The sequence below is a fragment of the Streptomyces sp. NPDC059008 genome (assembly GCF_042749045.1).
In the GTDB taxonomy this organism is placed as follows: domain Bacteria; phylum Actinomycetota; class Actinomycetes; order Streptomycetales; family Streptomycetaceae; genus Streptomyces.
In genome coordinates this window covers 132,595-156,555 of record NZ_JBHYJC010000015.1, presented here as the reverse complement: position 1 = coordinate 156,555, position 23,961 = coordinate 132,595, and the positions used below count along the sequence as shown (strand labels likewise).

The 23,961-nt window shown below is 72.4% G+C and carries 20 protein-coding genes; 9 read left to right on the top strand and 11 right to left on the bottom strand.

All coding sequences use genetic code 11. The features are described from left to right. Positions 1 to 58: 58 nt before the first annotated feature. From ACFWZH_RS20035 to ACFWZH_RS20025, 3 genes are all read right to left on the bottom strand, one after another. On the bottom strand, positions 59 to 724 hold the full coding sequence (locus ACFWZH_RS20035) for a hypothetical protein (protein WP_384432537.1): 666 nt from the start codon (positions 722 to 724) through the stop codon (positions 59 to 61). A 9-nt stretch (positions 725 to 733) separates the two neighbouring features. Beyond that, positions 734 to 1,402: a peptide-methionine (S)-S-oxide reductase MsrA gene (gene msrA / locus ACFWZH_RS20030; RefSeq protein ID WP_384432534.1), complete on the bottom strand. Its 669-nt coding sequence runs from the start codon at positions 1,400 to 1,402 to the stop codon at positions 734 to 736. 317 nt (positions 1,403 to 1,719) lie between these two features. Further along, positions 1,720 to 2,850, bottom strand: coding sequence for a hypothetical protein (locus ACFWZH_RS20025; protein WP_384432531.1), 1,131 nt, complete (start codon positions 2,848 to 2,850; stop codon positions 1,720 to 1,722). A 150-nt stretch (positions 2,851 to 3,000) separates the two neighbouring features. On the opposite strand from ACFWZH_RS20025, the gene ACFWZH_RS20020 reads away from it, so the two are divergent. Then, positions 3,001 to 4,161: a cystathionine gamma-synthase gene (locus ACFWZH_RS20020; protein WP_384432528.1), complete on the top strand. Its 1,161-nt coding sequence runs from the start codon at positions 3,001 to 3,003 to the stop codon at positions 4,159 to 4,161. 176 nt (positions 4,162 to 4,337) lie between these two features. Here the strand turns inward: ACFWZH_RS20020 and ACFWZH_RS20015 are convergent, their stop codons facing one another. After that, a complete protein-coding gene (locus ACFWZH_RS20015; protein WP_384432525.1) occupies positions 4,338 to 4,838 on the bottom strand; it encodes a MarR family winged helix-turn-helix transcriptional regulator in 501 nt (166 codons plus the stop codon). 163 nt (positions 4,839 to 5,001) lie between these two features. Between ACFWZH_RS20015 and ilvA the strand changes: the two genes are divergently transcribed. From ilvA to ACFWZH_RS20000, 3 genes are all read left to right on the top strand, one after another. Further along, entirely contained in the window at positions 5,002 to 6,279 is a 1,278-nt protein-coding gene (ilvA, locus tag ACFWZH_RS20010) for a threonine ammonia-lyase (RefSeq protein ID WP_384432522.1), read from the top strand. 241 nt (positions 6,280 to 6,520) lie between these two features. Beyond that, positions 6,521 to 7,543 (top strand): ATP-binding cassette domain-containing protein, encoded by a 1,023-nt coding sequence (locus ACFWZH_RS20005; RefSeq protein ID WP_384432519.1) that lies wholly within the window; start codon positions 6,521 to 6,523, stop codon positions 7,541 to 7,543. Further along, positions 7,540 to 8,418 carry an ABC transporter permease gene (locus ACFWZH_RS20000; RefSeq protein ID WP_384432516.1) on the top strand — a complete coding sequence of 293 codons (879 nt, stop codon included), beginning with the start codon at positions 7,540 to 7,542 and terminating at the stop codon, positions 8,416 to 8,418. The genes ACFWZH_RS20005 and ACFWZH_RS20000 overlap by 4 nt, the downstream gene beginning before the upstream one ends. A gap of 126 nt (positions 8,419 to 8,544) precedes the next feature. Here the strand turns inward: ACFWZH_RS20000 and greA are convergent, their stop codons facing one another. Then, positions 8,545 to 9,042: a transcription elongation factor GreA gene (greA, locus tag ACFWZH_RS19995; RefSeq protein WP_384432513.1), complete on the bottom strand. Its 498-nt coding sequence runs from the start codon at positions 9,040 to 9,042 to the stop codon at positions 8,545 to 8,547. 300 nt (positions 9,043 to 9,342) lie between these two features. Next, entirely contained in the window at positions 9,343 to 9,753 is a 411-nt protein-coding gene (locus tag ACFWZH_RS19990) for a DUF4307 domain-containing protein (RefSeq protein WP_384432510.1), read from the bottom strand. 132 nt (positions 9,754 to 9,885) lie between these two features. Between ACFWZH_RS19990 and mca the strand changes: the two genes are divergently transcribed. Next, on the top strand, positions 9,886 to 10,758 hold the full coding sequence (gene mca, locus ACFWZH_RS19985) for a mycothiol conjugate amidase Mca (RefSeq protein ID WP_384432507.1): 873 nt from the start codon (positions 9,886 to 9,888) through the stop codon (positions 10,756 to 10,758). 4 nt (positions 10,759 to 10,762) lie between these two features. Beyond that, positions 10,763 to 11,014 carry a hypothetical protein gene (locus tag ACFWZH_RS19980; protein ID WP_384432504.1) on the top strand — a complete coding sequence of 84 codons (252 nt, stop codon included), beginning with the start codon at positions 10,763 to 10,765 and terminating at the stop codon, positions 11,012 to 11,014. Positions 11,015 to 11,376: 362 nt separating this feature from the next. Here ACFWZH_RS19980 and ACFWZH_RS19975 read toward each other — a convergent pair whose 3' ends face one another. Next, positions 11,377 to 14,649, bottom strand: coding sequence for a tetratricopeptide repeat protein (locus ACFWZH_RS19975; RefSeq protein WP_384432501.1), 3,273 nt, complete (start codon positions 14,647 to 14,649; stop codon positions 11,377 to 11,379). Between the two features lie 185 nt (positions 14,650 to 14,834). On the opposite strand from ACFWZH_RS19975, the gene ACFWZH_RS19970 reads away from it, so the two are divergent. Next, positions 14,835 to 16,880, top strand: coding sequence for a thioredoxin domain-containing protein (locus ACFWZH_RS19970; RefSeq protein WP_384432498.1), 2,046 nt, complete (start codon positions 14,835 to 14,837; stop codon positions 16,878 to 16,880). 65 nt (positions 16,881 to 16,945) lie between these two features. Further along, positions 16,946 to 18,298, top strand: coding sequence for an amidase (locus tag ACFWZH_RS19965; protein ID WP_384432495.1), 1,353 nt, complete (start codon positions 16,946 to 16,948; stop codon positions 18,296 to 18,298). Here ACFWZH_RS19965 and ACFWZH_RS19960 read toward each other — a convergent pair. Together ACFWZH_RS19960 and ACFWZH_RS19955 are read right to left on the bottom strand one after the other, a co-directional pair. Beyond that, the gene (locus ACFWZH_RS19960) at positions 18,288 to 18,923 is read right to left on the bottom strand and encodes a TetR/AcrR family transcriptional regulator (RefSeq protein WP_384432493.1); all 636 of its coding nucleotides are present in this window, start codon (positions 18,921 to 18,923) and stop codon (positions 18,288 to 18,290) included. The two genes, ACFWZH_RS19965 and ACFWZH_RS19960, sit on opposite strands and share 11 nt — an antisense overlap. A gap of 152 nt (positions 18,924 to 19,075) precedes the next feature. Beyond that, the gene (locus ACFWZH_RS19955) at positions 19,076 to 19,792 is read right to left on the bottom strand and encodes a hemolysin III family protein (RefSeq protein ID WP_384432490.1); all 717 of its coding nucleotides are present in this window, start codon (positions 19,790 to 19,792) and stop codon (positions 19,076 to 19,078) included. Between the two features lie 239 nt (positions 19,793 to 20,031). Between ACFWZH_RS19955 and ACFWZH_RS19950 the strand changes: the two genes are divergently transcribed. Further along, positions 20,032 to 21,864, top strand: a complete 1,833-nt coding sequence (locus ACFWZH_RS19950; RefSeq protein ID WP_384432487.1) for a phosphoenolpyruvate carboxykinase (GTP) — start codon at positions 20,032 to 20,034, stop codon at positions 21,862 to 21,864. A gap of 161 nt (positions 21,865 to 22,025) precedes the next feature. On the opposite strand, the gene ACFWZH_RS19945 is transcribed toward ACFWZH_RS19950, so the two are convergent. Both ACFWZH_RS19945 and ACFWZH_RS19940 read right to left on the bottom strand, forming a co-directional pair. Continuing rightward, entirely contained in the window at positions 22,026 to 22,481 is a 456-nt protein-coding gene (locus ACFWZH_RS19945) for a hypothetical protein (RefSeq protein ID WP_384432484.1), read from the bottom strand. An 84-nt stretch (positions 22,482 to 22,565) separates the two neighbouring features. Then, positions 22,566 to 23,777: a pyridoxal phosphate-dependent aminotransferase gene (locus tag ACFWZH_RS19940; protein WP_384432481.1), complete on the bottom strand. Its 1,212-nt coding sequence runs from the start codon at positions 23,775 to 23,777 to the stop codon at positions 22,566 to 22,568. Between the last annotated feature and the right edge of the window lie 184 nt (positions 23,778 to 23,961).

Below are 23,961 nucleotides of genomic sequence, written 5' to 3'. Positions count from 1 at the left end.
ACCGGGCAGGAAAGCCCCACCCAGCAGTACCCGTTGAAGTTACTGCTGGCAGCAGTGCTCACTGGCCACTAGGGGCCGCCGCGGCGTAGGCGACGAGGCGTGCGAAGCGCAGCCACATGAGCAGATGGGTGTTGAGGGGTGCGTAGCCCGGGCGAACGAGGCGCTCGATTTCGTGGATGGTCTCGGTCAGAGCGTCCCGTGTCGGGGCTTCTACGTGGCCGAGGTGCGTGAGGTATGCGATGGCGCAGTTGTCGAGGCGGGCGTGCAGCTCGGTCAGTTGTTGTGTCTGGCCGGCGCGGGAAAGGGTCTCGTCCGGGAGAGGGAGGCGTCGGAAGTCCGTGTGGCGGTTGGCTACGGCGGCGACGAGTCCCAGGCGGGAGGGCGCGGTTTCGCCGGGCCAGTGAGGTCCCCGCATCCGGGGTGTGTCGATGAGGCCGGGGGTTCGTCTGCCAGCTGCCTTCTCGACCTGACGTTGGGCGGCGAAGGCAGCGAGTTCGTTGAGCCGGACCCTTCGGCTCTCTTCCAAGGTCTCCAGCGCGCGCAGCAGGGCTGCTGGGTCTCTGCGGAGGTCGGGGGAGGGGCATGCCGTCGCGGCGAGGTAAGCCCAGGTCGCGTGGAAGCCGAGCGGGCAGTAGTGCCCTACGGCGCACCTCAGGGCCGTGTGCCGTAGGGGGAGTGACAACTGTTCGTCGCGCACCCTGCGCGCGTAGGTTCCAAAGCCCACGCGGTGACGTCAGCCGTCGGCCTTGGCCACACCCACCGGGCAGGAGACCCCAGTCCCCCCGATCCCGCAGTATCCCGCGGGGTTCTTGTCGAGGTACTGCTGGTGGTACCCCTCCGCCGGATAGAACGGGCGGGTGGTGTCGGCGGGGAGGATCTCGGTGGTGATGTCGGAGTAGCCGGAGGTGCGCAGGACGGTGCGGTAGGCGTCGCGGGAGGACTCGGCGGCCTGCTGCTGGGCGGGGGAGTGGGTGTAGATCGCGGAGCGGTACTGGGTGCCCACGTCGTTGCCCTGGCGGAAGCCCTGGGTGGGGTCGTGGGACTCCCAGAAGAGCTTGAGCAGAGCGGTGTACGGGACGACCGCCGGGTCGAAGACGACGCGGACGGCCTCGGTGTGGCCGGTGTGGCCGCTGCAGACCTCTTCGTAGGTGGGGTTGGGGGTGTGCCCGCCCTGATAGCCGACGAGGGTGGCCCATACGCCGTTGGTCTGCCAGAACTTCCGCTCGGCGCCCCAGAAGCAGCCCAGGCCGAAGTCGGCGATCTCCAGGCCGTCCGGATACGGGCCGAGCAGCGGGTTGCCGAGGACGGTGTGCCGGTCGGGGACGGCGAAGGCCCGCTCGGGGCGGCCCTCAAGGGCCTCCTCGGGGGTGGGCAGGTGGGTCTTGAAGCGGGAGAACAGCATGGGATCAGGCTCCTGGTGGGGAGGGAGAACGGGGACCGGGAGGGAGAGGGCGGGAGTGGGCGGGGCCGGGCGGGAGTGGGTGGGAGGAGTGGGGCTGGGCTGGGCGGGATGCGCTGAGCTTCCAGTGACGGCAACGTCCGGGAACGGTATGGCATTCCGTCGGACTGGGGGCCGTACGGCAATTCCGTCGGACTGGGGGCGGTACGGCATTTCCGTCCGTCCGGGGTGGTACGGCGTTCCGTCGGACCGGTGCGCCGATGCCTCTAGCTGCCCGCCGGTGGGAAGCCCGCCTAGCTGCCCGCCGGTGGGAAGCCCGCCTAGCTGCCCGCCGGTGGGAAGCCCGCCGATGTTCCGCCGAGCTGTTCCCAGCCGGCGATGGCCAGGGCGCGGTAGGCGGCGTACTCGGCGGCCGGGCTGTGGCCGTAGGACCAGGGGACGGCGCCCACGTGCCCGTCGACCAGGCGGAGCTGCTCCATGGCCTCGGCGTAGCGCTCGGCGCGGACCAGGAACCACACCAGCAGATGGCGGACGTGCGGGGCCATGGGGTGGTCGGCGGGGGCCTCGCGGAGCGCGAAGTGGGCGCCCTCGATGGCGCGCTCGACGACCGCGCTCTGGTAGAGGCTGCGGACCATGTTGGCCTCGGGGAGGTGCTCGTAGACCGCGAAGAGGGGGAGCGCCGGGAGCAGGGTCCCCGCGGGGGCGGCGGACGCCGCGCGCTCCGCGAAGGCCTCGGCCTCCTTGCGGGAGCCGTGCCACTTCTGCGACCAGTAGGGCAGGGCCGCGAGGTGGGCGCCCATGTGCTGCGGGGCGCGCTGGGCGACCTTGGACCAGAGCTCCTCGTAGTCGGCGGGGCGGTCGCCCAGGCCGCGGGCGACGGCCAGTTCCGTGATGTACGGGATCGGGCTGCCGGGGGCCAGCAGGGCCGCCTCCCGGCAGACCGTACGGGCCTCCTCCAGGATCATCCGGAAGTCCTGCGAGCCCGGGTCGCGCAGCGCCTGGACGACCAGGAACTGGGCGTGCGTCTGGGCGCCGCCGGGGTCCTTGGGCGCCTCCGACCGCCAGGTCCGCAGCCAGATGCCGCCGGTCCGGTGCCCGCCGCCCGCTTCCTCCCCGCCCTGGGCCAGCTCGAACGCGGCCGCGCCGGCCAGCGTCTGCACCCGCTGCCAGCGGCGCTCCCAGTCGTCGCCGGTGGACTTCAGCAGCTCGGCCGCCGGGCGCCAGTCGTGCGTCCGGCGCATCTCGGCCAGTGCGGCGTCCAGCTCCTCGTCGGGGCCCGGCAGCCGTACGTCCAGCTCCTCCAGCGGGACGAAGCCGTAGCCCGCCATCGGGTCGGCGGCCACCACCAGACCCTGCTGGGTGTGGGCGGCGGCCCGTCGGCGGCGCATCCAGGGCAGGAAGACGAAGCCGCCGAGCGCGAGCGCGGCGAGGAGAACCAGCAGAGCGTCCATGTGAGGTGTCCTGTACCTGTAGCGGTGCGGCGGGGCCGGGTGGTGCGGGGGTGGCGCGGCGGGAACCCGGGTGCGGTGCCCTTGTATGTATCCACTATCCAGCGAACCAGAAAGTTCCGGGAAGGCCGGAGCCGACTACCCTCGGCAGGCATGAGCGATCAGCGCGACCAGCGCCACCAGCATTTCGAGACCCTTGCCATCCATGCGGGTCAGGAGCCAGACGAGGCCACCGGTGCGGTGGTGCCGCCCATCTACCAGGTGTCCACGTACAAGCAGGACGGGGTGGGCGGGCTCCGCGGCGGCTACGAGTACAGCCGCAGCGCCAACCCGACCCGTACCGCCCTGGAGGAGAACCTCGCCGCCCTGGACGGCGGCCGCCGCGGTCTGGCCTTCGCCTCCGGCCTCGCCGCCGAGGACTGCCTGCTGCGGACCCTGCTGAGCCCCGGCGACCATGTCGTCATCCCCAACGACGCCTACGGCGGAACGTTCCGTCTCTTCGCGAAGGTCGTCGAGCGGTGGGGCGTGGAGTGGTCGGTGGCCGACACCTCCGACCCGCAGGCCGTCCGCGCGGCGCTGCGGCCCCGTACGAAGGCGATCTGGGTGGAGACGCCCAGCAACCCGCTGCTCGGCATCAGCGACATCGCGGCGCTGGCCGGTATCGCGCGGGACGCGGGCGCCAGGCTCGTCGTCGACAACACCTTCGCCAGCCCCTACCTGCAGCAGCCGCTCGCCCTCGGTGCCGACGTGGTGGTCTACTCCACCACCAAGTACATGGGCGGCCACTCGGACGTGGTCGGCGGCGCCCTGGTCGTCAACGACGACACCCTCGGCGAGGAACTGGCCTACCACCAGAACGCGATGGGCGCGGTCGCCGGCCCGTTCGACGCCTGGCTGGTGATGCGCGGCATCAAGACGCTGGCCGTACGGATGGACCGGCACAGCGCCAACGCGGCACGGATCGCCGAGATGCTGGTCGCGCACAAGAAGGTGACCCGGGTCTTCTACCCGGGGCTGTCCGAGCACCCCGGCCACGAGATCGCCGCCAAGCAGATGCGTTCCTTCGGCGGCATGGTGTCGTTCCAGGTCGCGGGCGGCGAGCAGGCGGCGGTGGAGGTCTGCAACCGCGCCGGGCTGTTCATCCTCGGGGAGTCGCTGGGCGGTGTCGAGTCGCTCATCGAGCACCCGGGGCGGATGACCCACGCCTCGACGGCCGGTTCGGCGCTGGAGGTCCCCGGCGACCTCGTACGCCTCTCGGTCGGCATCGAGTCCGCTGACGACCTGCTGGCCGATCTGGCGCAGGCCCTGGGCTGATCATCCGGGCACCGGGCCGACGGGCCGGCCGCCGCGCCGGTCCGTCACCGCCCGTGTGCACGGGGGTGGTGACGGACGGCGGCGGTGGCGGTCAGGGCCGGTGCACGGCTGCGGCGGCCACGAGCCGGGCGGGCCGGTCGCGGTGCGCGGCGGGTGGGGCGTCGTGCCCCTCGGCGTCAGGAGGTCGGGCCCGCCGGCGCCAGGGACGCGGTGATGTCGGAGAGGGAGGCGTTGAAGCGGGTCAGGAGCGTGGTGAAGGCCTCGCGCTCCTCTTCGGACCAGCCCTCCGTCACCAGTGCCATCAGGGCCCGGCGCGAGGCCCGCACCTCGTCGAGCCGGGCGTGCCCGCGCTCGGAGAGCTGGAGCACCACCGCCCGGCCGTCCTCGGGGTGGGTGGCACGGCTGACCAGCCCGGAGTCGACCAGCGGGGCGACCTGCCGGGTGACCGTCGAGGAGTCGATGCCCATGCCGGCGGCCAGGGCCTTGACGCCCATCGGGCCTTCCTGGTCGAGGCGGTTGAGCAGCAGATACGCGGCGCGGTCCATGGAGTTGCGCGCCTGTCCGACGCCGCCGAGCCGACTCTGTTCCGCGCGGCGGGCGAAGACGGCCACTTGGTGCTGCAGCGCGTCGAGGAGAGCGGGATCGGTGTGGGTCGTCATGTCCGAAGAGGTGGGCATGGCCGGGAGCTCGCTTCGATGGATATGCGTATGGGTGGGAGGACAGCGTACGCGGACCCGGCGCGGAGCGTACCTGTGCTGCCCATTTTGATAACGCCCTGTAACCCCTGCCCGCCCCTTGGACGGACCGGCCGGGCGCCGGGCGAACTGCGAGACTGGCGACATGGCCGCTCCTTCGCCGCGTACGCCGCACCACCCCTCCCCTTCCGCGCCCTCTGCCTCCGGCCGGCTCGCCGGTGGTCCGATCACGGTCGATGACGTACGCGAGGCGCACAAGATCCTCTCCGGGGTCTCCCGGGCCACGGCGATGGAGGGCAGCCGCTATCTGTCCGGGCTGGTCGGCGCCCCCGTGCACCTGAAGTGCGAGAACCTCCAGCGCACCGGCTCGTTCAAGATCCGCGGCGCCTATGTGCGGATCGCCGGGCTCAGCGCGCAGGAGCGGGCGGCCGGTGTGGTGGCCGCGAGCGCCGGCAACCACGCACAGGGCGTGGCGCTCGCGGCGTCCCTGCTCGGGGTGCGCTCGACGGTGTTCATGCCGGTCGGCGCGCCGCTGCCGAAGGTCGCCGCGACCCGCGAGTACGGCGCCGAGGTGCGGCTGGAGGGCCAGGTGGTGGACGAGACGCTGGCCGCCGCCGAGGAGTACGCGCGGCGGACCGGCGCGGTCTTCATCCACCCCTTCGACCACCGCGACGTCATCGCCGGACAGGGCACGGTCGGTCTGGAGATCCTCGAGCAGTGCCCGGAGGTGCGCAGCATCGTGGTGGGGGTCGGTGGCGGCGGGCTGGCGGCGGGTATCGCCCTCGCGGTCAAGGCGCTGCGGCCGGATGTGAAGGTCATCGGGGTGCAGGCGGCCGGCGCGGCCTGCTATCCGCCGTCGCTGGCGGCGGGGCGTCCGGTGGCGGTCGAGGGGCTGTCGACGATGGCGGACGGCATCAAGGTCGGGCGGCCCGGCGAGGTGACCTTCGAGATCGTCCGGGAGCTGGTGGACGAGGTTCGTACGGTCTCCGAGGACGAGCTCTCCAGCGCGCTGCTGCTGTGCCTGGAGCGGGCGAAGCTGGTGGTGGAGCCGGCCGGGGCGAGCCCGGTGGCGGCGCTGCTCGCCGATCCCAAGGCCTTCGAGGGGCCGGTGGTGGCGGTGCTGTCCGGCGGGAACGTCGACCCGCTGCTGATGCAGCGCATCCTGCGGTTCGGCATGGCGGCCGGCGGCCGCTACCTCTCGCTGCGGTTGCGGCTGACGGACCGGCCGGGGGCGCTGGAGACGATGCTCGGGGTGCTGACGCTGGTCGATGCGAACGTCCTGGACATCGGGCATGTGCGGACCGATCCGCGGCTCGGGCTGACCGAGGTCGAGGTGGAGCTGCATCTGGAGACCAAGGGCCCGGCGCACTGCGCGGCGGTGCGCGCGGCGCTGAGCGAGGCGGGCTACGCGGTGGCGGAGTGACCGGCGGCGGCGCCGGGCGGTGACCGGCGAGGGGCTGCGCGGTGGCCCGCGGGGGCCGGGCGCGGGGTTCGTACGGGATTCGAAATTTGTATCGCGATGTATCGCGTTGGGGAGTAGCATCGCGGCTGCGGGATGCCGGTGAGTCGTGGCGTTCCGCTGCGGACGAATTCGTACAGAGCACCTATAGGTCGCCAAACGTAACATTCCACCTGGAACTGACCCAAGCTATGGGGGTACCCCTATGCCAGGCGCCATTTACGCCGAAGGTCTGGTGAAGACCTTCGGCGATGTGAGGGCACTGGACGGCGTCGACCTCGACGTTCCCGAAGGAACCGTCCTCGGAATGCTCGGCCCGAACGGTGCCGGCAAGACCACCGCCGTACGGGTTCTGACGACCCTGCTCCGCCCCGACAGCGGCAGGGCGCAGGTCGCCGGCATCGATGTCCTCGCACACCCCGACAAGGTACGCCGTTCCATCGGCCTCTCGGGCCAATTCGCCGCCGTGGACGAGTACTTGACCGGTCGAGAGAACCTGGTGATGGTCGGTCAGCTCTACCAGATGAGCGGTCGCGACGCCAAGCGCCGGGCCGCCGAGCTGCTGGAGCGCTTCCACCTCGGCGACGCCGCCGAGCGCACCGCCAAGACCTACTCCGGCGGGATGCGCCGCCGCCTCGACCTCGCGGCCGCGCTGGTCGTCAGCCCGCCCGTGATGTTCATGGACGAGCCGACCACCGGCCTGGACCCGCGCAACCGCCAGGCGCTGTGGGACGTCATCCAGGAGCTGGTCGCGGGCGGCACGACGCTGCTGCTCACCACCCAGTACCTGGAGGAGGCCGACCGCCTCGCGCACGACATCTGCGTCGTCGACCACGGCAAGGTCATCGCCCGCGGCACCGCCGACCAGCTCAAGGCGCGCACCGGCGGCGAGCGGGTGGAGGTCGTCGTGCACGCCCCCGAGCACCTCACCGTCGCCGACGAGGTCCTGCGCGGCTTCGCCAAGGGCGAGAGCACGGTCGAACCGCACATCCGCAGGCTCACGATCCCGGTGACCGGCGGCGCCAAGCTCCTCGCCGAGGTCATCCGCGAACTGGACGTGCGGGGCGTGGAGATCGACGACATCGGGCTGCGCCGCCCCACCCTGGACGACGTGTTCATCTCGCTGACCGGGCACGCCGCCGAGACGACGGACGACAGCGGCGCCCCGGCCGGGGCGGACGGCGCCGACCCCGCACCGGCCGGGCGCCGGAAGGAGGGTGTGAAGTGACGACGGTGACCGAAGCGGCCAGTGGCTCCCCTGCGCCCGCCCCGCAGTCCCGCGGCGGCGTCGGCCAGTCCGTACGCGACTCGCTGGTGGTCGCCAAGCGCAATCTGATCCGGATGTTGCGGATCCCCGAAGTCGTGATCTTCGGGCTGATCCAGCCGATCATGTTCGTGGTGCTGTTCACCTACGTCTTCGGCGGCTCCATCAACATCCCCGGCGCCCCGGTCGGCGACGCCCAGGCCTATCGCGAGTTCCTGATGGCCGGGATCTTCGCCCAGACCGTCACGTTCGCCACGGCGGGCGCCGGTGCGGGCATCGCCGACGACATGCACAAGGGGCTCATCGACCGGTTCCGCTCACTGCCGATGTCCCGCGGCGCGGTGCTCACCGGCCGCACCCTCGCCGACCTGGTGCAGACCGCGCTGACGCTGGTGGTGCTGGCGGTGGTCGCGCTGCTGATCGGCTGGCGCACCCACGAGAACATCGCCGCGGTGCTCGCCGGCTTCGCGCTGCTGCTCCTGCTCGGCTACGCCTTCTCCTGGATCGGCGCGCTGATCGGCCTGTCGGTGCGCACGCCCGAGGCGGCCACGTCCGGCGGGCTGATCTGGCTCTTCCCGCTGACGTTCCTGTCCAATGCGTTCGTACCGGTCGACGGCATGCCGACGTTCCTGCAGCACATCGCGGAGTGGAACCCCTTCAGCGCGACGGTGGCCGCGGCCCGGGAGCTGTTCGGCAACACCATCGCGGAGGCGCCCAAGTCCGTGACCGGCGCCTGGCCGATGGAGCATCCGGTGCTGGCGTCGGTGATCTGGTCCGTCCTGATCATCGCGGCCTTCCGGGCCCTGGCGGTCCGCAAGTACCGGTCGGCGACGGCCTGAGGGGCCCCGGTCACGCACGACGTGGCACGGGGAGCGCGCGGATGCCGAAAGCGCGCGGAGGCGGCGAAGCGGCCCGGAGCATCGCGCTCCGGGCCGCTTCGGCACTGTCCGTGAGTGCCGCGGGACTCAGCCGCTGTACGGCTTGGCGTCGAGGATCCGCACGCTCGCCTTCTTGCCGTTGGGGAGCTCGTACTCCGCGTCGGCGCCCACCTTCTTGCCGTTCACGCCCGTACCCAGCGGCGACTGCGGGGAGTAGGTCTCGATGTCCGAGCTCGCATACTCCCGCGAGGCCAGAAGGAACGACAGCGTGTCGTCGGGGTCCCCGTCGAACGCGATGGTGACGACCATGCCGGGAGCGACCACTCCGGTCGCGGCGGGGGCCTCGCCGACCTTCGCGGTCTGCAGCAGCTGGGTCAGCTGGCGGACGCGAAGCTCCTGCTTGCCCTGCTCTTCCTTGGCGGCGTGGTACCCGGCGTTCTCCTTCAGGTCACCTTCCTCGCGGGCCGCCGCGATCTTCTCGGTGATCTCGGCGCGTGCGGGACCAGACAGGTGCTCCAGCTCGGCCTTGAGCTGGTCATACGCCTCCTGGGTCAGCCAGGTGACGTTCTCGCTGGTCTGGGTCACAGGTGCTCCTCGTCGGTACTGGGGATAAATCAAACGCCCTACCAGGAAGGTTTGCGCCTTCACGGGTGGGCGAAACCACGAGCCTAACAATTCCGGCACAAAACGGGGAAGAGGAAATTCACAGTGACCGCTCAGCTGTGCATCATCCCTGATCAGAGGCGGTCACGACACACCTACGGGCGGCGGCGGCCGGGCGTGGTCGAAGGCGCGGTCGCGGGCGGTCGCCGGACCGTCGCGGTGCGGTCACGGCCCCGCCGGGCGCCGGGCGCGCGCTCAGCCGTTGCCGGCCGCCGGGCGCGCTCAGCCCTTGCCGGCCGCCGTGCAGCCCACCAGCACCGCGTTGGTCGCCCGCTTCGTCGTACGCACCGTGACCTCGGTGTCCACCTGCTCCGTGCGCTGGTCGACGCTGACGTCCTTGCGGCCGACCTCGGCGCCGTCCGCGGACTGCGAGCGCAGGGTGCACACGCCCTTGGCGTCGGCGTCCTTGACGACCTCGAGATGGACCTTGACGGCGTGGTCGGACACCGCGTCCCAGGTGATCACGCGGCCGCTGAGGTCCTGGCCCGCGATGTAGGAGGCGCCCGACCAGCCGACCACGCCCAGCAGCGCGACGCCGAGCACCGCGCCGACGATCTTGAGCTTGCGGTCCGCGCGCCGGTCCGCGGAGCGGCCGTAGCGTCCGTCGGGGAGCCCTTCGCGCACCGCGGTCATGATCAGTCCTCCTGGCCTACGGGGACCTCGACCGGGAACCCCCGGGGGGTCCCCGCCCCAGGGAATACAGCGCCCCCTCGCTTCGGTCACTATAGGAGGCATCTTCTCCGGCCTTTACCTGAGGATCGAGACTTGACTGAGCAGCTGCGTTTGATGGCGGTCCACGCCCACCCCGACGACGAGTCGAGCAAGGGTGCGGCCACCATGGCCAAGTACGTGTCCGAGGGGGTGGACGTGCTGGTCGCCACCTGCACAGGTGGTGAGCGAGGCTCCATCCTCAACCCCAAGCTCCAGGGGGACCCGTACATCGAGGAGCACATCCACGAGGTGCGCAAGAGGGAGATGGACGAGGCCCGGGAGATCCTGGGCGTCAAGCAGGAGTGGCTGGGCTTCGTCGACTCCGGGCTGCCCGAGGGCGACCCGCTGCCGCCGCTGCCGGAGGGCTGCTTCGCGCTGCAGGACGTCGAGGAGGCGGCCGGGCGGCTGGTGAAGCTGATCCGGGAGTTCAAGCCGCAGGTCATCACGACCTACGACGAGAACGGCGGCTACCCGCACCCGGACCACATCATGACCCACAAGATCACGATGGTGGCCTTCGAGGCGGCCGGCGACCCGGAGAAGTACCCGGAGGCCGGCGAGCCCTGGCAGCCCCAGAAGCTCTACTACAACCAGGGCTTCAACAAGCCGCGCACGATCGCGCTGCACGAGGCGCTGCTGGCGCGCGGCATGGACTCGCCCTACGGCGAGTGGCTGGAGCGCTGGAAGCAGTTCGAGCAGCGTGAGCGCACGCTGACCACCTACGTCCCCTGCGACGAGTTCTTCGAGATCCGCGACAAGGCGCTGATTGCGCACGCCACCCAGATCGACCCCGACGGGGGCTGGTTCCGGGTGCCGATGGACATCCAGCGCGAGGTCTGGCCGACGGAGGAGTACGAGCTCGCGAAGTCGCTCGTGGACACTTCCCTCCCCGAGGACGACCTCTTCGCGGGCATCCGCAACAATTGAGCCCATGATGAGCGCGACAAGCACCCTCGCCCTGACGCACTTCGTCACCCTTGCCGACAGCTTCGACAAGAACAAGGTGACGCCCGGCGTCCTCGGCTTCATCGTCTTCGCGGTCATCGGCGGCGCCGTGTGGCTGCTGATGAAGTCCATGAACAAGCACATGAAGAAGGTCGACTTCGACGAGCAGCCGAAGGAGGGCGAGGCGGGCACCCGCGCCTCGGCCGCCTCGACGGCCGCCGAGCCGAAGACCGGCTGAGGGGGCGGATCGGCGGGTGTGCGGCGCGACCGCCGGGCGAAGGCCCGCCGGGTCGCCCGCACCGGCTCGCCGGTCCCCGCGGACCGGGTGACGGTCGAGGGCCGGCCGAATGGCTCAGGCCGGTCCACCGCCCCGGCGGCTCGCTGACCCGAGTGGTCAGCGAGCCGGGCCGCACGCCCTCGGCAGCCGGGCGCCGCAGCGAGTCGGGCCGGGCGCCGCAGCGCGCCGGGTCGGGCGTCGCGGGCTCGGCGTGGCCCCGGCCCCGCGAGTCGGGCTGGGCGTCGCGGACTGGGCGTGGCCCCGGGCCCGCGAGTCGGGTCGGGCGTCGCGGACTCGGCGTGGCCTCGGGCCCGCGCGCCGGATCACTCCACGACGCCCGGCGTGACCTGCACCCCCATGACCTCGCGTGCGTGGCGGTTGGGCACCATGCCCAGGCGCCAGGCCTGCCAGCCCGACTCCGGCTCCACCCCGCGGTCCAGGAGCAGGGCGAACGCCTCCGCGCAGTCCTCCAGCTTCGCGTCGCGCAGCGGGTGGCCGTCCCGCACCAGCTGTGCCAGCTCCTCCTGGGCGACGGCCGTGCCCACCACGCTGCCGCCCGGTGAGGCGAACGGCAGCAGCGTGCAGCGCAGGAACCGCGCCCAGTCCGCACCGCGCCGGTCGCCGTAGCCGGCGAATATGAGGGCCGCCTCGTCGGCCAGCTCCAGCGCCTGCCCGGCCCGGCCGTTGCCGGCATCGATGATCACCAGCTCCAGGCAGGACCATGCCTCGCCGTGCGGCACCCCGATCCGCTGGAAGTCCCTGCGGGCGTCCTGCAGCAGCTGGCGGGCGAAGCCGCTGTTGCGCAGCGAACCGGTCTGCGCCGCCCGCAGATCGCGGGTGACCCGCCCGGAGTGGTGCCGGGCGCAGGCCAGGCCGTAGCCGTCCTGCATCCGGCTGAACATCGTCCGCGAGCGCTCCAGCTGCCGCAGCGCCGCGTCGTGCTCGCCGTGCTCCTCCAGCGCCTGGCCCAGGTAGTACATCGTCCAGGCCTCGCCGCGGGCGTCCTCGTGCTGATGGTGCAGCGGCAGTGCCTGCCGCAGCCGGTCCGCCGCGGGGCCGGGCTCGTCGTCCAGCAGCCGGGCGCGGGCCAGCTGTGTCATCGCCCAGGCCTCGCCCCGCTCGTCGTGTGTCCGGCCGTACAGCTCCGTCGCGGCGTGCAGCGCGCTCTCCGCCCGCGGCACCTCGCCCATCCGCAGATACACCTGCCCGAGCTGGAAGTGCGCCCACGCCTGGCCGTGCAGGCTCTCGCTCTCCTCGTGCAGCTCGAGCGCCTCGCGGAGCATGGCGATGGCGTCGGCGATCCGCGCCCGGTCCCGCTCCACCGCCGCCAGGGCGTGCAGCGTCCAGGCCCGGTCGCCGCGCATGTCCGGGCCCGACTGCAGCTCCAGTGCCTCGCGGAGCTTGGCCGCGGCCTCGATGAGGTCGCCCTGCTGCTGGAGCGTGATGCCCAGGTCGCGCAGCGCGCGGGCGGCGCCCGCCGGATGCTGCGCCTCGAAGTAGAGATCGACCACCGAGGACAGGGTCGTGCGGGCCTTGTCGAGCTCGCCGAGCTGCCGGGCCGCCACACCCGTACGCCACTGCACCGAGCGGACCAGCAGCCCCTGGCCGACCGCCCGGGTCAGCTCGCTCAGCTCGCCCAGGCGGTAGAGGTCGCCGCGCAGCAGGCAGTAGTCGGCCAGGGCGCCCAGCAGATGGGAGACCGCCGCCTGGTCCACGCCCTGGTCGGCGTGGCGCAGCGCGGCCGTGATGAAGCTGGTCTCGTCGTCCAGCCACTGCAGGGCGGCGTCCAGGGACGTGAAGCCGTGCGAGCCGAAGCGGTCGGCACGGGTCGACGTACGGCCGTCGACCAGCCGGATGACCGAGTCGGCCAGCTCCGCATAGCCGCGGATCAGCCGCTCCTGGGCCACGCCGCGCTCGTCGGCGTCCTCCTCGTCCACCAGCCGGTCGTGGGCGAAGCGGTGCACCAGGGCGTGCAGGCGGAAGCGCTCGCCGCGGACGTGCTCGATCAGCCCGGCTCGGGCCAGCGTCGTCAGCTGCCGCTCCGCCTCGGCGTTGTCGACGTCCAGCAGCGCCGCCGCGGCCGCCGCCCCCAGGCTCGCCCGGCCCACCAGCGCCAGCCGGCGCAGCAGCCGCCGGGCCGTCTCGGACTGGTCGGCGTAGCGCAGCGACAGCGCCCGCTCCACCGGGGAGGCCGCGTCGTGGGCCGCCAGGTCCGCGGCCAGCGCGGCGGCCGTGCGCGAGCCGAGGCAGGAGCCCGCCACCCGCAGCGCCAGTGGCAGCCCCGCGCACAGCGCGGAGATCTCCTCGACCGCCCGGGAGTCGGGGGCGGCCGCCTCGCCCTGCGCCTGCGCACCGTCCGCCGCGGCGGCACGCAGCAGCTCTTCGGTGCCCGCCGCGTCCAGGGGCCCCACGGGCAGCTGGTGCACCCACGCCGGAAGGTCCTCGGGCAGCTCCAGCGGCGCCCTGGACGTCACCAGCACCAGGCTGTCGGAGCGGTCCGGGACCAGCGTGCGCACCTGTTCGGGGTCCGAGGCGTCGTCGAGCAGGACCGTCACCGGAAGGCCCGTCAGATGCTGGTGGTACAGCTCGGTGAGCCGCTTGACGTGCTGCTCCTGGGACGGGCGCTCGCGGAACAGCAGCTGCTCGCGCGGTGCGCCCAGGCGGTTGAGCAGATGCAGCAGCGCGTCCCGGGTCGGCAGCGGCACCTCGCCGGGGGTGTCCCCGCGCAGGTCCACCACACAGGCGCCGCGGAACTGATCGCGCAGCTGGTGCGCGGCACGCGCCGCCAGTGCGGTGCGCCCCGAGCCCGGCTCGCCGTGCAGCACCACCACCGTCGGCTTGGTCTCGGTGCTCGCCCGGGCGGCGTGCACCCACTGGGCGATCCGCGTCAGCTCGTCCCGCCGCCCGGCGAACGGGCCGTCGGGGCGGGGAAGTTGGGAGAACGAATGCTCCAGTACGGACCGCTGCCGGGCGGCCGCGCTACGGTCCGCGCCGCGCAGCTGCGGCCCCCGGGCGGCCTTCGCCGCGGCGGCCGGCTGGGCCGCCGTGGCCGCCGCCGTCAGCATCCGCTGCTGGTCCAGGAACGGCCGGACGCCCCGTACCTCCAGCGCCGTCAGCCACTGCAGCCGCAGCTGCTCCGGGCCGCCGGGCTGACCGCGCAGCCCGGCCTGGCGGTGCGCCGCCGGCCAGTGGCCCGCGGTCAGCTTCAGGACCGTGGCCGCCGCGCCCGCCACGACCACGGCGGCCCCCACGCCCAGCGCCGCGCCCGCGCCCGTGCCGTATGCGAGGTCCGTGCCGAACGCCGCCATCGCCGCGACCGCCGTCGCCACCGCGGGGGTGCCCAGCTCCCTGCGGGACAGCCGCTGCGCCAGCGACGGCTGACCGGCGGCCGCTTCGTCCAGGGCCCGGACGTACGCGGTGTACTCCTCGGCGGCGCTGCCCGCCACCTCCTCCAGCGCCGCCTGCGCTCTGCCGAGCAGCGTGCCGGCGTCCAGCCGTCCGTCCGAGCGCCGCACCTCTTCCTCGACGGCCCTGGTCAACAGAGCTTGCGCTGCCTCCCGATGGTCCGCTCGCAGCGCGGCCGGTGAGCCCGACATGCCTCTCCCCCTCCAGCAGTCCCCGCAGTCGTCGGCGGTCCCGCGCCCGGGCGGTGATCTTCGCCGTACGCACAGTCTTCCGCGTCCGCACGGATTCCGGCAGCCCTGTGGATAACCCGGACCCGGCCGGACACTCTCCCCCGCCGCTCCTGCCCCGCCGGCTCACCTTGGGAGAGGATGGAGCCATGCCGAACCGCCTGGCCCATGAGACTTCCCCGTATCTGCTCCAGCACGCCGACAATCCCGTCGACTGGTGGCCGTGGTCCGCCGACGCGTTCGAGGAGGCCCGGCGGCGCGGTGTGCCGGTGCTGCTCAGCGTCGGCTACAGCTCCTGCCACTGGTGCCATGTCATGGCCCACGAGAGCTTCGAGGACCAGGCCACCGCCGCGCTGCTCAACGAGCACTTCGTGTCGGTCAAGGTCGACCGCGAGGAGCGCCCGGACGTCGACGCCGTGTACATGGAGGCCGTGCAGGCCGCCACCGGTCAGGGCGGCTGGCCGATGACCGTCTTCCTCACCCCCGACGCCGAGCCCTTCTACTTCGGCACGTACTTCCCGCCCGCGCCCCGGCACGGCATGCCCTCCTTCGGGCAGGTCCTGGAAGGGGTGCGCAGCGCCTGGGCCGACCGCCGCGACGAGGTCGGCGAGGTCGCCGGGCGGATCGTCGCCGACCTGGCCGGGCGCTCGCTGACCGATTCGCTGCCCGCCGACCGGCGGCCGCCGCGCCCCGAGGAGCTGCATGCCGCATTGATGGGCCTGACCCGTGAATTCGACGCGGTGCGCGGCGGGTTCGGCGGCGCCCCGAAGTTCCCGCCGTCCATGGCGCTGGAGTTCCTGCTCCGCCACCACGCCCGCACCGGCTCCGCGGGGGCCCTGGAGATGGTGCAGGCGACCTGCGAGGCGATGGCCCGCGGCGGGATCTACGACCAGCTCGGCGGCGGTTTCGCGCGCTATGCGGTGGACGCCACGTGGACCGTGCCGCACTTCGAGAAGATGCTCTACGACAACGCGCTGCTGTGCCGGACCTACGCCCACCTGTGGCGCGCCACCGGCTCGGACCTGGCCCGCCGGATCGCCGTGGAGACCGCCGACTTCATGGTCCGCGAACTCCGCACCGAGCAGGGGGGCTTCGCCTCCGCCCTCGACGCGGACAGCGACGACGGGACCGGACGGCACGTCGAGGGCGCCTACTACGTGTGGACGCCGGAGCAGCTGCGCGCCGTACTGGGGGAGAAGGACGCGGAGTTCGCCGCCACCTATTTCGGTGTCACCGAGGAGGGCACCTTCGAGGAGGGTGCCTCGGTGCTCCAGCTCCCGGACACCGACGGCCTGGTGGACGCCGAACGGCTGGCCGACGTCAAGGAGCGGCTGCTGGCGGCCCGCGCCGAGCGCCCCCGCCCCGGGCGGGACGACAAGGTCGTCGCCGCCTGGAACGGGCTGGCCATCGCCGCGCTCGCCGAGACCGGCGCCTACTTCGACCGCCCGGATCTGGTCCAGGCCGCCACCGACGCCGCCGACCTGCTGGTCCGCGTCCACATGGACTGGCAGGCCCGGCTGCACCGCACCTCCCGCGACGGCGTCCCGGGCGCCAACTCCGGGGTGCTGGAGGACTACGCCGATGTCGCCGAGGGCTTCCTCACCCTCGCCTCGGTCACCGGGGAGGGCGTCTGGGTGGAGTTCGCGGGCTTCTTCCTGGACACCGTGCTGCTGCAGTTCACCACCGAGGACGGCGCGCTGTACGACACCGCGGCCGACGCGGAGGCGCTGATCCGCCGCCCCCAGGACCCGACCGACAACGCCACGCCCTCCGGGTGGACCGCGGCCGCCGGTGCCCTGCTGTCGTACGCGGCGCTGACCGGCAGCGACCTCCACCGGGGCGCCGCGGAGCGGGCTCTGGGCATCGTCACCGCGCTCGGCGGCCGGGCCCCGCGGTTCATCGGCTGGGGGCTCGCCGTCGCCGAGGCCGCGCTGGACGGGCCGCGGGAGATCGCGGTCGTCGGTCCGCAGGGCGATCCGGCCACCGACGCGCTGCACCGCGCCGCGCTGCTGGGCACCGCCCCGGGAGCGGTGGTCGCGCTGGGCGCCCCGGGCTCCGACGACACCGGCGAGGTGCCGCTGCTCAAGGACCGCCCCCTGGTGGACGGCGGTCCGGCCGCGTACGTCTGCCGCCACTTCACCTGCGAGCGCCCCACGACGGACCCGGACGAACTGGGCGACCGGCTGCGGGGGTGAGTCCGCCGGCCGGGTGATGCGGCCGCCAACCGGCCGCTGTCGGTGGGCAGTTGTACGCTGCCGCGGTGATGACCTTGCTGGGGCGGCGTCCCCTTGTCCACGAGGCCGCGGCGTTGCGGGCCGGCACGGACGACCCGGTCGCCGCGGCGCACCGTACGTGTGACCGCATCGACGCCGTCGACCGGCAGGTGCGGGCGTTCGTGCCGGAGCCCGGCCGGCGCAGGCGGCTGTCGGCGGCCGCGCGGGTGCCGGCGGCGGACGGTGCGCCGGGCCCCGCAGGGCGGCCGCCGCTGCATGGCGTTCCCGTGGGCGTCAAGGACATCGTGCGGGTCGACGGCCTGCCGACCCGGGCCGGCTCGGCGCTGCCCCCCGAGGTGCTCGGCGGTCCCCAGGCCGCCGTCGTCGACCGGCTGTGCGCGGCCGGCGCGCTGATCGCGGGCAAGACCGTGACGGCGGAGTTCGCGGTCACGGCGCCCGGACCGACCCGCAATCCGCACAACCCGGCCCACACTCCCGGGGGTTCGAGCAGCGGGTCGGCGGTCGCGGTCGCCGCCGGCATGGTGCCGCTGGCCATCGGGACACAGACCGTCGGCTCGATGATCCGGCCCGCGGCGTACTGCGGCGTGACCGGGTTCAAGCCCACCTACGGGCGGATCCCGGTCGACGGGGTGATCCCCAACGCCGTCAGCTTCGACACCCTCGGGTGCTACGCCACGGATGTGGCGGGTGTCGCCCTCGCGGCGTCGGTGCTGCTCGACGGGTGGCGCGGGGCGCGGCCGGAGGCGGGCGGGCGGCGCCCGGTGCTGGGCATACCGGCCGGCCCCTATCTGGAGCGGGCCGGTGAGGAGGCGCTGCGCGCCTTCAAGGACCAGCGGGACGTGCTGCGGGCAGCCGGGTACACGGTCCGCGAGGTCCCGGTGATGGACGACTTCGAGCAGGTCGTGGCCCAGCTGTTCACGATGAACCGCTACGAGGTCGCACGGGCCCACGCCGACTGGTTCGCGCGCTTCGGCGACCGCTATCGGGAGCAGACCGCGGTCGCCGTCCGGCAGGGCCACACGATCAAGGAGGCCGTCTACGAAGCGGCCCGGGCCCGGCGCGCGGAGTTCCGCGAGCGCCTCGCGGCGGAGGGGAGCGCCGCCGGTGTCGATCTGTGGATCGCCCCGGCCGCCACCGGCCCCGCGCCCGCCGACCTCACCACCACCGGTACCTCGATCATGTGCCTGCCCTGGAGCAACGCCGGTCTGCCGGCCCTCAGTCTGCCCGCCGGTCACGCCGCCAACGGGCTGCCGCTCGGCCTGCAGGTCGTCGGCGGCTTCGGAGCGGACGAGGACCTGCTGGCGGCGGCGGCCGGGATCGAGGGCGTGCTCAACGGGGCGGCGCCCGAAGTCGCCGGCCGGCCCGGCCTCACGGTGTGAGGCCCCGGGCAAGTACGTCCATCGTCCGGTCGATCAGCGCGATCAACGCGTCCGGGTCGGCGGTCGGGCTCTGTGCGGCCCAGCTCAGCATCGCCTCCTGGAGCGCGGCGAGGATCGCCGCGCTGACGACCCGCAGTTCCAGATCGTCGGCGGGGCGGCCGGCGCGTTCGGCCAGCACCGCGCTGATCAGCGCGGCGATTCGGGCGGACTGCTCCGCCGATCGTCCCCGGATGGCGGGCACGTCGCGGATCAGCCGGATGCGCTGGAGGAGTTCGGTGCCCTCCCGCGCGGCGATCTTGCCCAGCGCCTCGACGGTGACCTGCCGTATCGACTCGACCATCGGCTCGTCCGCGGGGCGGGCCCGGATCCCGGTCGCCAGCAGGGTGTCGTACTCGTCCGTCAGCACGAGGTCTTCCTTGGTGGGGAAGTACCGGAAGACCGTGCTCAGCGAGACGTCCGCGGCCTCGGCGATCCGGTCGACGGGGGTCGCCTGGTACCCCCGCTCGGCGAAGAGGCGGTAGGCGGCCCGCCGGATCGCCTGCCGGGTCTTGACCTTCTTCCGCTCACGCAGCCCGGTCCGCGGTGTCCGGGGCGGGGTGGTGGCGTTCGTGCGTGCGCAGACCATCCCGGCATTGTCCGGCATCCGGTGCGCGCCAGGCCATGCCGGCGGCCCGGCTGTCAGTGGCCCATGTCACGCTGGGGGATGAGGTGATGACTTTGAGTGAAGGGAGGTGGGGCCTCCGGTTGCGCGCCGTGGGCGCGCCCCGGGAGTGCGGCTCAGGCGTGGGTGTAGGCCACCAGGGAGATGCCGACGTAGTGGACGACGAAGGCGGCGAGCGTGAGGGAGTGGAAGACCTCGTGGAAGCCGAACCAGCGCGGTGAGGGGTTGGGGCGCTTGATGCCGTAGATGACGCCGCCGGCGCTGTAGAGCAGGCCGCCGACGACGACGAGGACGAGGACGGCGATACCGCCGGTGCGCAGGAAGTCGGGGAGGAAGAAGACGGCGGCCCAGCCCATGGCGATGTAGCAGGGGGTGTAGAGCCAGCGGGGCGCGCCGACCCAGAAGACGCGGAAGGCGATACCGGCCAACGCGGCCGCCCAGATCGCCCAGAGCAGCACCTGGCCCCGGGACCCGGGCACCAGCAGCACCGTCACCGGTGTGTAGGTGCCGGCGATGATCAGGAAGATGTTGGCGTGGTCGAGGCGGCGCAGTACCCCGTCCATCCGCGGACTCCAATTGCCGCGGTGGTACAGGGCGCTGACGCCGAAGAGCAGGCAGGCGGTCAGCGTGTAGATGGCGCAGGCCAGGCGGCCGCGGGGGCTGTCGGCGAGGGCGGTGAGGATGACGCCGGACAGTAGGGCGGCGGGGAACATTCCGGCGTGCAGCCAGCCCCGCAGTTTCGGCTTGAGGGGCGCGGCCGCGGCGGTGACCGCCGCGATCGCGGGCGGCGCGGAGGGGAGTGTGCTCTCGGCGGCGTCGGGCGCGGAAGTCATGGCGCAATGCTACCTACGCCACCGTAAGTTACGGATTCATGCGGAAGTGGTGACGGTCACGAATGCGCCCTCTGGACAGAACTCTCTTAGGGTCGGATGATCAAATGAGTGCGGTCGGCACCGGATGAGCGGTCGCGAAGCATCCGGGTCGCAGCCCCCAAGGGGCAGACAACCAAAAGAAGCGGATCATCCCGTCACAACGGGCAAACATCCGTCCACACCCTCATCTAGGAGCGATCGTGGCGCGCGACAACGCGGCTCCCACCATTCCGACCCGTCACCAGGACCTCATCTCCTGGGTCGACGAGATCGCAGCGCTCACCCAGCCCGACCGGGTCGTCTGGTGTGACGGCTCGGAGGCGGAGTACGAGCGTCTGTGCGAGGAGCTCGTCGACAAGGGCACGTTCAAGAAGCTCGACCCGATCAAGCGCCCCAACTCCTACTACGCGGCCTCCGACCCGACCGACGTCGCGCGGGTGGAGGACCGCACGTTCATCTGCTCCGAGAAGGAGGAGGACGCCGGCCCGACCAACCACTGGAAGGCCCCCGCCGAGATGCGGGAGATCTTCGCCGGTGAGCAGGGCGAGGGCGGCATCTTCCGCGGCTCGATGAAGGGCCGGACGATGTACGTCGTCCCGTTCTGCATGGGCCCGCTGGGCTCCGAGCTGTCCGCGATCGGCGTCGAGATCACCGACTCCGCGTACGTCGCCGTCTCCATGCGCACCATGACCCGTATGGGCCGGGCCGTCCTGGACGAGCTGGGCGACGACGGCTTCTTCGTCAAGGCCGTGCACACCCTGGGCGCGCCGCTGGCCGAGGGCGAGCAGGACGTTCCGTGGCCGTGCAACTCCACCAAGTACATCTCGCACTTCCCCGAGGCCCGCGAGATCTGGTCCTACGGCTCCGGCTACGGCGGCAACGCGCTGCTGGGCAAGAAGTGCTACGCCCTGCGCATCGCCTCCGTCATGGCCCGCGACGAGGGCTGGCTCGCCGAGCACATGCTGATCCTCAAGCTGACGCCGCCGCAGGGCGAGTCGAAGTACGTGGCCGCCGCCTTCCCGTCCGCCTGCGGCAAGACCAACCTCGCCATGCTGGAGCCCACGATCTCCGGCTGGACCGTCGAGACGATCGGTGACGACATCGCCTGGATGCGGTTCGGCGAGGACGGGCGGCTCTACGCGATCAACCCCGAGGCCGGGTTCTTCGGCGTCGCGCCCGGCACCGGCGAGCACACCAACGCCAACGCCATGAAGACGCTGTGGGGCAACTCCGTCTTCACCAACGTCGCCCTGACCGACGACAACGACATCTGGTGGGAGGGCATGACGGAGGAGACCCCGGCCCACCTCACCGACTGGAAGGGCAACGACTGGACGCCGGAGTCGGCGACCCCGGCCGCCCACCCCAACGCCCGCTTCACGGTGCCCGCCTCACAGTGCCCGATCATCGCGCCGGAGTGGGAGGACCCCAAGGGCGTGCCGATCTCGGCGATCCTCTTCGGCGGCCGCCGCGCCTCGGCCGTGCCGCTGGTCACCGAGTCCTTCGACTGGAACCACGGCGTCTTCCTCGGTGCGAACGTGGCCTCCGAGAAGACCGCCGCCGCCGAGGGCAAGGTCGGCGAGCTGCGCCGCGACCCGTTCGCCATGCTGCCGTTCTGCGGCTACAACATGGGCGACTACATGGCCCACTGGGTCAAGGTCGGCGCCGGCAAGGACCAGTCGAAGCTGCCGAAGATCTACTACGTGAACTGGTTCCGCAAGAACGAGGCGGGCAAGTTCGTCTGGCCGGGCTTCGGTGAGAACAGCCGCGTCCTGAAGTGGATCGTCGACCGGCTCGACGGCCGCGCCGAGGGCGTCAAGACCCCGATCGGCATCCTGCCGGCGAAGGGGTCCCTGGACACCGAGGGCCTCGAACTGGCCGACGCCGACCTGGACTTCCTGCTCACCGTCGACAAGGAGATCTGGCGCGAGGAGGCCGCCCTGGTCCCCGACCACCTCAACACCTTCGGCGACCACACGCCGAAGGAGCTGTGGGACGAGTACCGGGCGCTGGTCCAGCGGCTGGAGCAGTAGCCGACGCCGACCGCACACCCGGCCGGGGCCCCGCACGAACGTGGTGCGGGGCCCCGGCCCGTTCCTCGCAGCGGGCGGCCGCGGACGGGAACGGGCCGGGGACCGGCGGTGGCTTCGAGATCTCTCCGCCCCGGTTGCTCCGGTCGGGTGACGCCGCCGCGTCAGCCCGCCATGGACGCCGAGGCGAGGCCCGGCAGCGGCTCGGAGTGCGCCGCCAGTCGCTCCGCCGCCAGGGTCATCGCCGCGGCGTCGTCCCGGGACGTGGCGACCGCCAGGGCGTTCCCGGCCAGGGCGCGGGCGCGCTGCTGCAGGGCCTCGACGCGCGACGCGGCGCCGCCGTCGGTGGGCTCGGCGCGCAGGGGGTAGTGGCCGCCGCTCAGCCGCGCGACCTGCTCGGCGATGCGGTCGGCGGCGGCGGCCAGCGCGGCGGCGTCCAGCTCCCGGGCCCGGGCGGACCCGGCCCGCACCGCCAGCGCGTGCAGCTCGTCGGTGACGGTGAGCAGCGCGGTCAGCTGTCCGGCGAGCCGGATCTGAAGCTCTTCCTCACGGGAGCGGTGCGGGATCTGCGGGGCGGCGGCCATGGTGTGGACCGACTTGGTGCGGATCGGTTCGTACATGGGACAGCCTCCTGAATACGTTCAGGAAGCCATCCTAGCTTAGACGCTGTCTAAAGTTGAGTTCCGTACAGAGGTCGGGTCGGCTCAGTACTGTCCGTAACCGTCGAGGAAGGTGCCGATCCGGGTGACCGCGTCCGCCAGATCGTCCTTGCTGGGCAGGGTGACCAGCCGGAAGTGGTCCGGCTCCGGCCAGTTGAAGCCGGTGCCGTGCACGATCATGATCTTCTCGGCGCGCAGCAGGTCGAGGACCATCTGCCGGTCGTCCTTGACCTTGTAGACCTTCGGGTCCAGCCGCGGGAAGGCGTACAGCGCGCCCTTCGGCTTGACGCAGCTGACGCCGGGGATCTGGGTCAGCAGCTCGTAGGCGGTGTCCCGCTGCTCCAGCAGGCGGCCGCCGGGCAGCACCAGGTCGTTGATCGACTGCCGGCCGCCGAGGGCGGTGGCCACCGCGTGCTGGGCCGGCATGTTGGCGCACAGCCGCATGTTGGCGAGGATCGTCAGCCCCTCGATGTACGAGGCGGCGTGCGCCTTGGGGCCGCAGACCGCCATCCAGCCGCTGCGGTAGCCCGCCACCCGGTAGGCCTTGGACAGTCCGTTGAACGTCAAGGTCAGCAGGTCGGGGGCGAGCGAGGCGAACGGGGTGTGGGTGGCGCCGTCGTAGAGGATCTTGTCGTAGATCTCGTCGGCGCAGACGATCAGGTTGTGCCGGCGGGCGAGCTCCGCGATGCCCCGCAGCAGCTCGTCGTCGTACACGGCGCCCGTGGGGTTGTTGGGGTTGATGACGACGATGGCCTTGGTGCGGTCGGTGACCTTGCGCTCGATGTCGGCGAGGTCCGGCATCCAGTCCGCCTGCTCGTCGCAGCGGTAGTGCACGGCCGTGCCCCCGGAAAGCGAGACCGACGCCGTCCACAGCGGGTAGTCCGGGGCGGGCACCAGCACCTCGTCGCCGTCGTCCAGCAGCGCCTGCATCGACATCTGGATCAGCTCGGAGACGCCGTTGCCGAGGTAGATGTCGTCGACGGAGAGATCGATGCCCTGGGTCTGGTAGTGCTGCATCACCGCGCGGCGGGCGGAGAGCAGGCCCTTGGCATCGCCGTAGCCGTGTGCCGTCCCGACCGTGCGGAGGATGTCCTCCAGGATCTCGGGCGGGCACTCGAAGCCGAACGCCGCGGGGTTGCCGGTGTTGAGCTTGAGGATGCGGTGACCCGCCGCCTCCAGCCGCATGGCCTCCTCGAGCACCGGGCCACGGATTTCGTAGCAGACGTTGGCGAGCTTCGTTGACTGGATCACCTGCATGTCCGCCACCTTACGGGCGCGTTTCGGTACCCGCCCGGTGTTTTTCCCCACGTCGATCAGCGCATGGTGTGGGGTTCCTCACGGGTGGTGACCCTCCGCGGTACGCGCCGCGCCGCTGATCCCGCGTGCCCTGGTGATTTCACGGTAGACCGGCGCGCGGGCGCGTACGCCGGTACGCTCCGGG

Excerpts from the sequence above, each read along its gene's own strand:
- ACFWZH_RS19975 (WP_384432501.1), bottom strand. The coding sequence starts at position 14,649 with ATGTCGGGCTCACCGGCCGCGCTGCGAGCGGACCATCGGGAGGCAGCG.
- ACFWZH_RS19955 (WP_384432490.1), bottom strand. The coding sequence starts at position 19,792 with ATGACTTCCGCGCCCGACGCCGCCGAGAGCACACTCCCCTCCGCGCCG.
- ACFWZH_RS20025 (WP_384432531.1), bottom strand. The coding sequence starts at position 2,850 with ATGGACGCTCTGCTGGTTCTCCTCGCCGCGCTCGCGCTCGGCGGCTTC.
- ACFWZH_RS19945 (WP_384432484.1), bottom strand. The coding sequence starts at position 22,481 with ATGTACGAACCGATCCGCACCAAGTCGGTCCACACCATGGCCGCCGCC.
- ACFWZH_RS19980 (WP_384432504.1), top strand. The coding sequence starts at position 10,763 with ATGATGAGCGCGACAAGCACCCTCGCCCTGACGCACTTCGTCACCCTT.
- msrA (WP_384432534.1), bottom strand. The coding sequence starts at position 1,402 with ATGCTGTTCTCCCGCTTCAAGACCCACCTGCCCACCCCCGAGGAGGCC.
- ilvA (WP_384432522.1), top strand. The coding sequence starts at position 5,002 with ATGGCCGCTCCTTCGCCGCGTACGCCGCACCACCCCTCCCCTTCCGCG.
- ACFWZH_RS20015 (WP_384432525.1), bottom strand. The coding sequence starts at position 4,838 with ATGCCCACCTCTTCGGACATGACGACCCACACCGATCCCGCTCTCCTC.
- ACFWZH_RS19960 (WP_384432493.1), bottom strand. The coding sequence starts at position 18,923 with ATGGTCTGCGCACGCACGAACGCCACCACCCCGCCCCGGACACCGCGG.
- ACFWZH_RS19970 (WP_384432498.1), top strand. The coding sequence starts at position 14,835 with ATGCCGAACCGCCTGGCCCATGAGACTTCCCCGTATCTGCTCCAGCAC.
- ACFWZH_RS20020 (WP_384432528.1), top strand. The coding sequence starts at position 3,001 with ATGAGCGATCAGCGCGACCAGCGCCACCAGCATTTCGAGACCCTTGCC.
- ACFWZH_RS20005 (WP_384432519.1), top strand. The coding sequence starts at position 6,521 with ATGCCAGGCGCCATTTACGCCGAAGGTCTGGTGAAGACCTTCGGCGAT.
- ACFWZH_RS19940 (WP_384432481.1), bottom strand. The coding sequence starts at position 23,777 with ATGCAGGTGATCCAGTCAACGAAGCTCGCCAACGTCTGCTACGAAATC.
- ACFWZH_RS19990 (WP_384432510.1), bottom strand. The coding sequence starts at position 9,753 with ATGACCGCGGTGCGCGAAGGGCTCCCCGACGGACGCTACGGCCGCTCC.